Annotated in this window: 9 protein-coding genes; 7 read left to right on the forward strand and 2 right to left on the reverse strand. The window is 77.3% G+C overall.

What is annotated here, in order from left to right:
• Nucleotides 1-110: 110 nt before the first annotated feature.
• From ACWEMJ_RS24075 to ACWEMJ_RS24105, 7 genes are all read left to right on the forward strand, one after another.
• A complete protein-coding gene (locus ACWEMJ_RS24075) occupies nt 111-3,398 on the forward strand; it encodes a lantibiotic dehydratase (RefSeq protein ID WP_452139184.1) in 3,288 nt (1,095 codons plus the stop codon).
• On the forward strand, nt 3,395-3,580 hold the full coding sequence (locus ACWEMJ_RS24080; protein ID WP_452139185.1) for a hypothetical protein: 186 nt from the start codon (nt 3,395-3,397) through the stop codon (nt 3,578-3,580). Before ACWEMJ_RS24075 ends, ACWEMJ_RS24080 begins: the two co-directional genes overlap by 4 nt.
• 48 nt (nt 3,581-3,628) lie before the next feature.
• Nucleotides 3,629-5,056 (forward strand): lanthionine synthetase C family protein, encoded by a 1,428-nt coding sequence (locus ACWEMJ_RS24085; RefSeq protein WP_452139186.1) that lies wholly within the window; start codon nt 3,629-3,631, stop codon nt 5,054-5,056.
• A 56-nt stretch (nt 5,057-5,112) separates the two neighbouring features.
• Nucleotides 5,113-5,724, forward strand: coding sequence for a flavoprotein (locus ACWEMJ_RS24090; RefSeq protein ID WP_452139187.1), 612 nt, complete (start codon nt 5,113-5,115; stop codon nt 5,722-5,724).
• Nucleotides 5,721-6,734 carry an ABC transporter ATP-binding protein gene (locus ACWEMJ_RS24095; protein ID WP_452139188.1) on the forward strand — a complete coding sequence of 338 codons (1,014 nt, stop codon included), beginning with the start codon at nt 5,721-5,723 and terminating at the stop codon, nt 6,732-6,734. Before ACWEMJ_RS24090 ends, ACWEMJ_RS24095 begins: the two co-directional genes overlap by 4 nt.
• Nucleotides 6,731-7,564, forward strand: coding sequence for an ABC transporter permease (locus ACWEMJ_RS24100; RefSeq protein WP_452139189.1), 834 nt, complete (start codon nt 6,731-6,733; stop codon nt 7,562-7,564). The genes ACWEMJ_RS24095 and ACWEMJ_RS24100 overlap by 4 nt, the downstream gene beginning before the upstream one ends.
• Before the next feature lie 89 nt (nt 7,565-7,653).
• Complete coding sequence (locus ACWEMJ_RS24105) at nt 7,654-9,186, forward strand: DUF6895 family protein (RefSeq protein WP_452139190.1); 1,533 nt, start codon at nt 7,654-7,656, stop codon at nt 9,184-9,186.
• 100 nt (nt 9,187-9,286) lie between these two features.
• On the opposite strand, the gene ACWEMJ_RS24110 is transcribed toward ACWEMJ_RS24105, so the two are convergent.
• Nucleotides 9,287-9,568, reverse strand: coding sequence for a hypothetical protein (locus ACWEMJ_RS24110; RefSeq protein WP_452139191.1), 282 nt, complete (start codon nt 9,566-9,568; stop codon nt 9,287-9,289).
• 146 nt (nt 9,569-9,714) lie between these two features.
• A complete protein-coding gene (locus ACWEMJ_RS24115) occupies nt 9,715-12,450 on the reverse strand; it encodes an ATP-binding protein (protein ID WP_452139192.1) in 2,736 nt (911 codons plus the stop codon).
• Between the last annotated feature and the right edge of the window lie 3 nt (nt 12,451-12,453).

Below are 12,453 nucleotides of genomic sequence, written 5' to 3' on the forward strand. Positions count from 1 at the left end.
AACGGCCCGGAGTACGTCCACGTGGTGCCCCGTCCACGGACCGGGACCGGCTGAACCCGCCGGTTACGCCTGGGTAGGGTTGAAGGATGGACACGGACCGGAGGGATCAGATGAAGAACACCCGTGAACCGTGGTTCCGGGCCTGGGACGTGTTCCTGCTCCGGGCCCCCACCGAGGCCCGCGGCCGTTCGCTGACCCACCGGGACGAGGTGCGGGGCCTCGGCCCCGAGGCCGGCCGGGAGGCCTACCTCGCCCTGCTCACCGCGTTCGCCGCCGACCCGCTGCGCCGCGAGGCCGTCCGGCTCGCCAGCCCCGACCTGGCCCGCACCGTCGAGAAGGCCGCCGACGGCCGGACGGACGGCATCAGCGACGAGCGGCTGCGCCGGGCCGCGCTGTCCGCGCTGCGCTACGACATCCGGCTGCGCACCCGGCCCACCCCGTTCGGCCTGTTCGCCGGGGTCGCCGACGGCCGCTTCGACAGCTCCGCCAAGGTGGAGTGGGACGCCCGCGGCCCGCGCCACCGCACCCACGTCGACATGGACTGGCTGCTCGGCCTGGTCCGCGACCTCGAACTCGACGCCGAGGTGCTGCACCGCCTGCCGGTGCAGACCCACGCCGGCGCCACCGCGCAGGGCGACCGGGTGATGCTGGACACCCCCGCCAACCTCGGCGTCGCCACCGGCGCCGAGGGCCGCGGCAGCGTCTCGGTCCGCCGGACGCCCGCCGTCCGGGCCGCACTGGACGCCGCCCGCACCCCGCTCACGTTCGGCGCGCTCGTCGAACGGCTGCGGGAGCTCTTCCCGACCGCGCCCGAGGCCGCCGTACGCACCATGCTGCGCGGACTGGTCGACCAGGAGCTGCTGGTCACCGGCCTGCGCCCGCCGCTGGACGGCGGCGACCCGCTGGCCCACGTGATCCGGCGGCTGGCCGACACCGACCCCGCCCCGGACGGCGCCGCCCGCACCGCGCTGACCGGCCTGCGCGAGGTCGCCCGGCTGCGCGCCGCCTACGACGCCACCGCGCCCGGCCACGGCGGCCGCGCACTGACCGAACTCCTCGACGCACAACGTGAGTTGCGTCCGCACCGGACGTCGCTGCACCTGGACACCCGGCTCGGCGCCCGGGTCCGGCTGCCGGAGACCGTCCGGGGCGAGGTGGAGCGCGCCGCCGACGCGATGTGGCGGATCAGCCCCGTCCGGCTCGGCATGCGCCCGCTGCGGCCCTACCAGGAGGCGTTCCTGGAGAAGTACGGCGTGGGCCGACTGGTGCCGGTGAAGGAGCTGCTCGACGAGACCGCCGGCCTCGGCGCGCCCGCCGGCTACAAGTGGCCCAACGCCGAGGCCGCCGAGACCGACACCCCCGAACCGCGCGACCGCGACCGCGAACAGCTGCTCGCCGCCCTGCACGCGCAGGCCGTCCGCGACGGGCGGCGCGAGGTGGTGCTCGACGAGGAGACCGTCGCCCGGCTGTCCCTCGGCGAGCCCGACCCGAGCACCGTCCAGCCCTCCTGCGAGCTCTTCCTGCAACTCGTCTCGCCGTCCCAACAGTCCCTGTCCGACGGCGAGTTCAGGCTGGTGCTGGCCCCCAACCCGGGCTCGCACCAGGCCGGCGCGACGATCGGCCGGTTCGCCGACCTGCTCGACGAGCAGGTCGCCCGCACCCTGGCCGAACGCTGCGCCGCACTGGAGCCGCTGGTGCCCGGCGCGCTCCCCGTCAACGTCGCCTACCAGCCGCGCAGCCCGCGCGCCGCCAACATCGCGCACACCGCCGCGCTCACCGGCCGCCGGATCGGCGTCGGCCTGCCGGAGACCGACTGCGCCGCCGAACTGCGGCTGGACGACATCGCCGTCGGCTCCACGCTGGAGCGGATGTACGCCGTCCACCTGCCCACCATGCGCGAGCTCGCGCCCACCGCGCACAGCATGCTCAGCCCCGGCACCCAGGCGCCCAACGCCGCCCGGCTGCTCTGGGAGATCGGCCAGGAGGGCCACCGGCTGTGGGAGCCCTTCGACTGGGGCCAGGTCTCCCCCGCGCCGTTCCTCCCCCGCGTCCGGTACGGCCGGGTGGTGCTCTGCGCCGCCACCTGGAAGCTCACCGAACTGCGCCGCGACGCCGAACGCCTCCCCGCCGGCGACGCCGCCGGCTGGGCCGAGGCCGTGGACCGCTGGCGCACCGCCTGGCGGGTGCCGGACCGCGTCCTGGCGCTCTCCACCGACCAGCGCCTCGAACTGCGCCTCGACGAGCCCTGGGACCTGCTGCTGCTGCGCGACGAACTCCGCAAGGACCCGGGCCTGGTGGTCCAGGAGACCCCCGACGCCTCGTGCGCCGACGGCTGGTTCGCCGGACGCGACGGCGGCCCCGGCGGCGGCCACCTGGTCGAACTGGTCGTCCCGCTGGAACGCGCCCCCGGCCTGCCCCGGCCACTGCCCACCGGCCCGCTGCCCCGCCCCGCCGCGGCGGACCGCCCCCGGCTCGCCGGGCCCGGCAGCGACTGGCTCTACCTCAAGGCGTACGGCTCCTGGCGCGGCCAGGACCAGCTGGTCCGCACCCTGGTCCCGGAACTCGCCGAGGCCGCCCGGCAGACCGGCGCGGACCGCTGGTTCTTCATCCGCTACCGCGACCCGGCCTACCACCTGCGGCTGCGCTTCCACGGCGATCCGACGACGCTGTGGCAGCAGACCCTGCCCCGGCTGAGCGCGATCCTGGCCGACCGCCAAGCCGCCGGGTTCCTCTCCCACTTCACCCTCGACAGCTACGACCCCGAGTGGGAGCGCTACGGCGGGCCGGACGCCCAACAGGCCGCGGAGGAGTACTTCCAGGCCGACTCGCGCGCCTCGATCGCCCTGCTCGACCTCGCCGCGCAGCCCCGATTCCCCTACGACTGCGACGAGTTGGCGACCGTCGCGGTCGCCGGGGTGGCCCACGCCTTCGGCCCGCCGTCGCCGGGAACGCCCTGGGCCGACGAGCGGTACGCCGACGACCCGGCCGCCGCGTGGCTGTCCGCCACCGGCGACCGGCGGGACGTCCCGCCGCGCTGTCGCAGCGACCGGGCCCACTGGCGCGCCCTGGTCGACCCGGTCGGCGGCTGGCCCCGGCTGGCGGCCGGCGAGCCCGGACGCCAGGTCCTGGCGGCGCTGCGCGAACGCGCCGAGGCCGCCGCCCGCTACGGCGCCACCGTCCGCCGGCTGACCGCCGAAGGCCGCTGCGCCACCTCGGAGTTGAGGATCGTCGGCAGCCTGGTCCACATGACCTGCAACCGCCTGTTCGGCGGCGTCCAGGAACGCGAGTCCGCCGCCCTCGCCATCGCCCGCACCACCGTCCTCGACCACCACGCCCGCCGCCGCCACACCAACCCGGCCCCACCGACAACCGCCGCCCCGCAGTTGAGGACCCCATGACCGGCCCGGACCCGCTCGCCCGCCACGGCCACCTGCCCACCACCGACGAACGCCGTGTGCCCGAACCGGAGTTGAGCCGCGCGCGCCCGGCGACGCCCGAGCGCAGGGGGCCGGCACCCGTCACGGCCGCACCCGTGCTCCACGAGCGTCCGCCCGGCACCCGCCGCCGCCACGCCCGCTGAGCCGCACACCGTCCCGCCCGCCGTCCCCGCTCCCGTCGGAGGCCCGCCATGACCGCTCCCGCCGTCACCCCCGGCACCCCCCTGCTCACCGCCGCCGAGGCGGAAGTCGCCGCCGAAGCAGTGCTGTTGACGGCCGACCGGCTGGCCGATCCGGCGCGGGTCGCCGCGGTCGCGGGCCGGCCGGGCAACGTCGAGCCGATCTTCGGCAACCCGATGTGGAGCCCGCTGTCGCTCACCCACGGCCACCCCGGCGTCGCGCTGCTGCACGGCGAACTCGCCTGGCGCGACCCGTCCCGGGCGCATGCCGCGCACGCCCATCTCGCCGTCGCCATGGACGAGATGCCGCGCCGCCCCAGCAACGGCCTGAACTACGGGCCCGCCGCCGTCGCGGCCGCCGCCGGGGTCGCCGCCGGCCCGCTCGGCCACTACGCGGGCCTGCGCACCCGGCTGACCGCCTGGCTCGCCCAGGACCAGCAGACCCGGCTGGCCGTCCACCGGCAGCGCCGGGACGAGGGCCGGCCGGGCGTCGCCTGGGCCGCGTACGACGTGGTCAACGGGCTCACCGGCACCGGCCGCCTGCTGCTGGACGCCGCCGACCTGGACGGCGACCCGCGGGCCGCCGAGGCGCTGGAGGCCACGCTGCGCCACCTGGTGGCGCTGGCCGAGCCGCTGGCCGTCGACGGCGCGGTCGTCCCCGGCTGGTGGGTGCCGCCGGAGCTGGAGCCGGTCGACCAGGACCGCCGCGACTACCCGCGCGGCGACTTCAACGCGGGCCTCGCCCACGGCATCGCCGGCCCGCTGATGCTGCTGTCCCTCGCCGAGCGGCGCGGCCTCGGCGTCCCGGGCGGCGCGGCGGCCGCCGGGGCGATCGCCGACTGGCTGCTCGGCTGGACGCTGCACGACGAGGCCGGCCCGTACTGGCCGTGCCGGGTGAGCTGGGACGAGCAGACCGCGCCGGTCCGCCCGCAGGCCGCGTTCACCCGCACCGCCTGGTGCTACGGCGCGCCGGGCGTGGCCGCCGCCCTGCACCAGGCCGGCCTGGCCTTCGACCGGCCGCTGTGGCGGGAGGCCGCCGTGGCCGCGCTGCAGGCCGCGCTGGCCCGCGACGAGCGCGAGTGGCGGCTGGACGGCCCGACCGTGTGCCACGGCTTCGCCGGACTGCTCCAGGTGCTGCACCGGGTGGCCGCCGACTCCGGCGACCCGGTGCTGCGCGAGGGGGTGCGCCGGACGGCCCTGCGGGTGCTGGACTTCGCCGACCCGGACACCCCGTTCGTCTTCCAGCACCTGACGCCCGACCACCCGGAGGGCTGGCGGCACGCCACCACCCACCGCCGGCTGGACGTCGCCGGGGTGCTGGAGGGCTCGGCGGGCGTGGCCCTGGCGCTGCTGTCCGTGGTGCCCGACGAGCTGCTCGGCGCGCAGCCGCTGCCCGGCGGGCCGCGCGCGCGGTGGGACCGGGCGCTGCTGCTCGCCTGAGCCCCGCCCCCGGCCCCGGAGACAAGCCTGTACCGCCGACCCACCGGAGGAGACCCATGTCGACAGCACCACCGATCCCCGCCGCCGCCACGCCCGGGACGCGGAACCCGTCCGGCCGCGCGGACGTGCCCCGGCGGCTGCTGGTCGGGGTGAGCGGCTCGATCTCCGTCCTCGCGCTGCCCGGCTACCTCAACGCGTTCCGGCTGGCCGGCGTGGAGCGGATCACCCTGGTCGCCACCCGCACCGCGGAGCGGTTCCTGCCCGCCGCCACCCTGCGGCTGATCTGCGACGCGGTCTGCACCGAGGACGACCACGGCCCCGGCCACGTCGCCCTCGGCCGCTGGGCGGACGGCGTCCTGGTGGTGCCCGCGACGGCGAACCTGCTGGGCTGCTTCGCCACCGGCACCGCCCCCAACCTGCTGGCCGGCACGCTGCTGTGCGCCGAGCAGCCGGTGGTGCTGGCGCCGGTGATGAACCCGGTGATGTGGCGCGCCCCGCAGGTCGCCCGGAACGTGGCGCAGCTGCGCGCGGACGGCCACCGGGTGCTGGACCCGGTGCCCGGCCTGGCCTACGAGGTGGCCTCCCGCAGCATGCGGCCCGCCCTCACCCTGCCGCCGGCCGAGCAGCTGCTGGCCGCCTGCCGCCCCCGCGCCGAGGTGACCGGATGACCACCGCGACCGCCGCCCCCGCGCAGCCCACAGACGCTCAACTCGCCGTTCCCGCCGTGCAGTTCGACGACCTGGTGATCCGCTACGGCGAGCTGGAGGCGGTCCGGGGGCTGAGCCTGACGGTCGCGCCCGGCCGGATCACCGCGCTGCTCGGCGCGAACGGCGCGGGCAAGTCCAGTGCCGTGAAGGCGCTGTGCACCGTGCTGGCACCGACCGCCGGGCGGATCCGGGTGTTCGGCCACGACACGCGCGCCGACCCGATGGCGGTCCGGGCCCTGCTCGGGGTGGTGTTCCAGGAGTCCACCCTCGACCCCGACCTGTCCATCGAACGCAACCTCCGCTTCCACGCCCGCCTGTACGGCGTCCCGCGCGCCGAGGCGGGCCGCCGGATCGACGCGCTGCTCGACTCCTTCGGCCTCGCCGACCGCCGCCGGACCGCCGTCCACACCCTCTCCGGCGGCCTGTCCCGCCGGGTCGAGATCGCCCGGGCGCTGCTCCACTACCCGCGCCTGCTGGTGCTCGACGAGCCGACCGTCGGGCTGGACCCCGAATCCCGCCGCTCGGTCTGGGACGACCTCCGACTCCTGTGCAAGCAGCGGCAGTTGACCGTCCTCTACTCGACCCACTACATGGACGAGACCGAACTCGCCGACCAGGTGGCGATCGTCCGCGACGGCACGCTGATCCGCGAGGGCACCCCGCGGGCACTCAAGGCGGCGCTGGGGGCGTCCCGGGTGCTGCTCCGGACGGCGGACGACCGGCGGGCGGTGGAGAACCTGCGGGCCGCCGGCCACCTCGCCGAACTGCGCCCGGACGGCGAGGGCGTGCCCACGGTGTCGGTCCGCACCGACGACCCGGAGGCGACCGTCCCGGTCGTGGTCGCGGCCGCCCGGGTGGCGATCAGCTCGCTGACGGTGCGCCACCCCTCGATGGACGACGTGTTCCTGGAGGCCGCCGGCGCCGACCGGGACGCCCGTCCGACGCACTCGCCCGAGGAGCCCCCGCGATGAGCACCGCCACCGAGACGCCGCCGCCCGCCGCGGCCCCGGCCGTCGCCGCCCCGCACACCTGGCCGCGCGCCGCGGCCCGCGCCGCCGCCGTGGTCGCCCACCGCGACATCGTCCGCCAACTCGGCCGTCCCGGACCGCTGTTGAGCCAACTGCTGCAACTGGTGTTCTTCCTGCTGGTGTACGCGGTGGGCTTCAACGGGATGGTCGGCGCGGTCGACGGCGTGCCGTTCAGCGCGTACGTGTTCCCGGGCATCCTGGCCATCCAGACCGCCTCGGCCTGCATCAGCTCGGGCATGTCCTTCGCCTGGGACCGGGAGTTCGGCTTCCTGCGGGAGATGCTGGTGGCCCCGGTGCCGCGCTGGTCGCTGGCGCTGGGCAAGGCGGCCGGCAGCATCGTCCCCTGCGTGGTGCAGGGCGCCCTGACCATGCTGCTCGCCCCGATCGCCGGGGTGCGCATCGGCCTGCGCGGGGCGCTGCTCGGGCTGGCGGCGGTGGCCGTGACGGCCACCGTGTTCTGCGGCGTCGGCCTGCTGGCGGCGCTGCTCCTGCGGCGGGTGGAGACCCTCCAGCAGGTGGTCCAACTGCTCATGTTCCCGCTGCTGTTCCTCTCCGGTTCGGTGTTCCGCCCGGACCAGGTGCCGCACTGGCTGTCCACCGCGATCTGGTTCAACCCGCTGAGCTACGCCGTCGACCTGCTCCGCCAGGCCCTGATCAGCACCCCGGGCGGCGGCCACCTCCCGCACCTGCTCCCGGCCGGCGCCGACCTCGCCGCGCTCGCCGCCCTGGCCGTCGTCCTGGCCGTCGGCATCCGCCGCCGCCTCGGCCGCTGACGTCCGGACCCGCCGCCCCTCTAACTCCGCGTCGCCGCGCCCGTGTTGAGGCACCGGGACGGCGACGCCCGGCCGCCAAGGACACCGCCATGACCACCACCCCGCCGACCGCACCGCCGACCGTCCTGCCCCGCTGGTCCGCCCCCACCCCGGCCGCTTCCCCTTCGCCGGACGGCGCACCGGCCGTGGCGCGCGCGCTGGCCTGGGTCGCAGAGGCCCTGGACCGCTTCGACCCGCCCGAGCCGGACCGTCCCACGCCCGCGAGCGCGTCCGCGCCGCTGCTCGAACTCTGCGTCGCCGCACGGTGGTTGCGCCGGGCCGAGCTCGACCCCGGGTCCCGCGCCGCCGTCGAACGCTGCCTGGACCGGGCCGCCGCGGCGATCGCCCGGCCGACCCTGCGGCACCGGCTCTTCCGGGCCACCGGCTTCTTCCAGTACTACGCCTGGCTGATCGTCCTGCTGCTGGAGACCGGCCGCCTCCCCGAGGACGAACGGGCCGCGCTGCAACGGTTCGTCGACCTCGACCACGCCGACCTGCACAACCCCGGCCACCCGCCGCACGGGCTGATGGAGCTGCGCTACGTCCTCGACCTCGGCGGCCTGCGCCACCGGCTGCCCGGCTACGCCGAGCTGTACGCGGCGGACGTGCTGGGCGCGCCCGTGAACCCGGCCCGGGTCAGCGAGTTCGAGGCGTACGCCGTCACCCACGTGGTGTTCTACCTGAGCGACATGGCCACCCGTCCGGTCCACACCCTCACCGCCGGCCAACGCGCCGACGCCGCCGAGGTGGTCGAGCAGCTGCTCGCCCTGTTCCTCGCCGCCGGCCACTGCGACCTGGTCGCCGAACTCCTGCTCTGCCGCCGGGCCCTGGGCATGCCCCCGTCCCCGCTGGCCGACCACGCCCGCGCGCGCCTGCTGGCCCGCCAGCTCCCCGACGGCTCGTTCCCCGGCCCGCACCACCTGCCCGCCGCCGCCCGGGCGCTGCCGCCCGACCAGTACGCCGACTACGCCTTCCAACGCTGCTACCACACCACGCTGGTGGCGGCCATGGCGCTCACCGCCGACGCCGGCCCCCGCGCCGGCGCCGGCCCCCTGCTGCGCCCGCCGGCGCCCGCCCGCCCGGCCGACCCGGAACTCGCCCGGTACGCCCGCGAGTCGCTGGCCCGCGCCCGGACGTTCCTCGCCGCCGCGCCGTCGGCCCCCGAGCCCCCGGTCGCGCCCGCCGAGCTGCCGACCGACCCCGCCGGCGTCCTGGCCCTGCTCGACACCGACCGCGACCACCTGCTGGCCGTGGCCGCCGCCGTCACCGCCGCCCCGGCGCCGCCGCAGGCCGCCCGGCTCGCCGAGGTCCTCCCCGTTCTGGCGTGCAGCGCCCTGCGCAGCTACGACCTCCCGCTCGCCGCCGCCCTCCTCGCCGCGTGCGCCGCGCTCCCGTCCCGGCCCCCGGCGGTCGACCAGGCCCTGGCCGCCCTGCTGGCCCAGCAGCAACCCGACGGCAGCTTCGGTGCCTACGCCCGCGAGGCCGCCCGCCTCCCGGCCCCCGCCGACGCCGCCACCGCCATCCACGTCCCGGTCACCACCGCCTGCGCCCGCGCCCTGGCCGCGCTCACTTCGCCCTCCTGACACCCGCCCGCAACGCCGGGCACCGCCGCCCGCGCGGGCCGCCGACAGGGCGTCGGCGGCTCCCCCGTGCGCGGACGGCGGCAGTTCCGGAGGAGGGCGGTCAGCAGCGGTACTCGACCGTCCAGGAGTCCTGGAGCACGTTCTGGCGGTTGAAGAAGTCGACGCGGTAGACGCCGTCCCGGAAGCCGTTGCCGGTGACGTACGTGTAGTTCAGGTGCTGGATGTACGTCCCCTCGTAGGCCGAGTTGGAGGCCACCGACGGGCAGCCCTGGCCGTTCAGGCTCGTCGGGCCGCTGCCGGCCGCCGAGGCCGTACCGGTGAAGCCGAGGAGCAGCGCCCCGCCGACCGCGGTCGCCGCGGCGGCCTTGAAGATCGTGCGCATCGTTGCTGGTGCCTTTCGGTTGACGGACGGTTTCCCGGAGCTCCCGAGGCCCTGTCGGGCGGCCCCTGCGCTCGGTGTTCATCCTCTGCCGCCCGGCCGGCCCGCTCCATGTCGTCCGCCCTGCGCTCCCTTGGCGTTGCCGGCCTCTACTCCGGGGTGGCCGTCAGCCGCGCCAGCCGGGCCCGGGCGTCGGCGGCCTCGGCCGCGCCGGCCGCGTCCAACAGGGCGAGGCCCTGGCGGACGGCGTCCAGCGCGGCAGGCCGCTCCGCCGGGGGCAGGCAGTGCCCGATGCCGAGCAGGGCGCGGGCCTCCTCGATCCGGCTGCGGCTGCCGCGGGCGAGTTCGAGCGCGCGGCGGTGCCGGTCGAGGGCGGTGGGCAGGTCGCCGGCGTCGGCGGCGAGCAGGCCGAGGCTGTTGAGCACCTCGGCCTGGGCCTGCGGGTCGCCGCCCGCCTCGAAGGTCTCCAGCACGCCGGTCAGCAGGTCGGCCGCGCCGGCCCGGTCGCCGGCCGCGCGCAGCGCCAGGGCCAGGCCGTGCAGGGCGTTGGCCTCGCCGTGCGGGTTGCCGGCGGCCCGGAAGACGGCGACGGCCTCCCGCTGGAGCTCGATCGCGGCGGCGGTCCGGCCGGTCGCCCGGTGCAGGTCGCCGAGGGTGCTGAGGGTGCTGGCCTCGCCCTGCCGGATGCCGAGTTCCCGGCAGCGGGCGAGCGCCAGGTCGAGCAGTTCCCGGGCCTGCGGGTGGGCGCCCTGGAGCAGCCGGATCCGGCCCAGCAGCCAGGCCGTGTTGGCCTCGGCCTGCCGGTCGCCGAGCTCGCGGAGGATCGTCAGCGCCTGTTCCAGCAGGTCCGCGCCGACCGTCGTCCGACCGCCGATGTGGCGGAGGTGGGCCAGGTCGCCCAGGGCGTGCGCCTCGCCGGCCCGGTCGCCGAGCGCGCGGTAGGCGGTCAGCGCGGCGTCCAGCAGTTCCTCCGCCGCGTCGGAGTCGCCGAGCAGCCAGCGGGTCCGGCCGAGGTCCCACAGGGTGTGCGCCTCGCCCTGCGGGTCGCCGAGCGCGCGGTAGCCGGCCAGCGCGCCCGCGCACCGTTCGGCCGCGCGGGCCAGGTCGCCGCTCTGGTAGGCGAGTCGGCCGTGCTCCCCGGCCACGTGGGCCGTGCCGTGCGCGTCGCCGTGCTCCCGGTACAGCCGTTCGGCGCGGTCGAGCAACTCGGCGGCCTCCTCGAACCGGCCGGCCATCCGGTGCGAGCGGCCGACCCGCCACAGCGCCTCCGCCTGGTCGAGCGGCCTGCCCTGGCCGGCGGCCGCCTCGGCGGCGGCCAGGTGCAGCGCGGCCTCCTCGGCGCGCGGACCGTCCAGCTCCAGGATCGGGGCGAGCGCGGCCGTGAGGGCGCTGCGGCGCAGCGGGTCGCCGCTGCGGGCCATCGCGGCCAGCAGGTTGTGCCGTTCGGCGCGCAGCCAGTCCCGGGCCCGCGCGGGGGAGTCGACGTCGGGTGCGGGCCGGGGCGCCGGGCCGGCCGGCGGCGGACGGTGGCCCCGGTAGCGGGCCAGCCGGTGGCCGGCCCGTTCGGCGGTGTCCTGGTAGTGGTCCAGCAGCCGGCGGGCGGCGATCTCCCGGCGGGCCGGCGGCTCCTCCTCGGCCAGGGTCCGCGCCCAGGACCGGACCAGGTCGTGCATCCGGTAGCGGCCGGGGGTCGGCTGGGCCAGCAGGTGGTGGGCGAGCAGCGACTCCAGCAGGCGTTCCGCGTCGCGGCGGTCGGCGCCGAGCAGGTGCGCGGCGGCGCAGACCTCCAGGTCCTCCCCGGGGAGCACTCCCAGCAGGCGCAGCAGGCGCTGCTCCTCCGGCGGCAGGTCGCGGTACGAGGCGCGGAACAGGGCGGCCAGGTCGCGGTCCTCGTCGCGCAGCAGGCCGAGCCGGTGCCGCTCCTCGCGCAGCTCCTCCACCAGGGCGGCGGCGGTCAGTCGCGGCCGGTGCCGCAGGCGTGCGCCGAGGATCCGCAGGGCCAGCGGCAACCGGCCTGCCAGCCGGGCCAGTTCGGCGAGCGCGGGGTCGGCGTCGGGGTCGGTCCCGGCGACCCGGCGCAGCAGGTCCACCGCGTCGTCCTCGGGGAGCACGTCCAGGGTCAGCAGGTGGGCGTCGTCCAGCCCGACCAGCGGATTGCGGCTGGTGACCAGCACCAGGCAGCCGGTGCTGCCGGGCAGCAGCGGCCGGACCTGGGCGGCGCTCGACGCGTTGTCCAGCAGCACCAGCGTCCGGGTGCCCGCCAGCCGGGTCCGGTACAGCGCGGCCCGGTCGGTCAGCCCATTGGGGATCCGGTCGGCGGGCACGTCCAGCGAACGCAGCAGCGCCTCCAGCGCGTCCTCGGCGCCGAGCGGCTCCAGGCCCTCGGTGTGGCTGCGCAGGTCCAGGAACAGCTGGCCGTCCGGGAACCGCTCGCCGGCCCGGTGCGCGGCGCGAACCGCCAGCGCGGTCTTCCCGACGCCGCCCATGCCGGTGATGACGCAGAGCACCACCATGCCGGCCTCGTTCCCGCCCGGAGCCTGCCGGGCGACCTCCGCGAGGAACTCGCTCTCCGCCGCCCGACCCGTGAACAACCGGCTGTCCGAGGGGAGTTGACGCGGCCCGCGGGCCACCGCCGCCGGCCTCGCGCCCACCGCCGCCGGCCCCGCGCCCGGCGCCCCGGTCGCGGCGGCCACCAGCCGCTCCCGCCGCTGCCCCGACAGCCCCAGCCCGTCCGCCAGCCGCGCCACCGAGGACAGCCGCGGCCGCCGACGACCGGTCTCCAGCATGCTGATCGAGTGCACGGACACCCCGGACCGTTCGGCCAACTCCTCCTGGCTCCACCCGGCCCCCAGGCGCAGCTCCCGCAGCAACTCCCCGAACCCCACAGC

The sequence above is a fragment of the Kitasatospora sp. NPDC004531 genome (assembly GCF_053602195.1).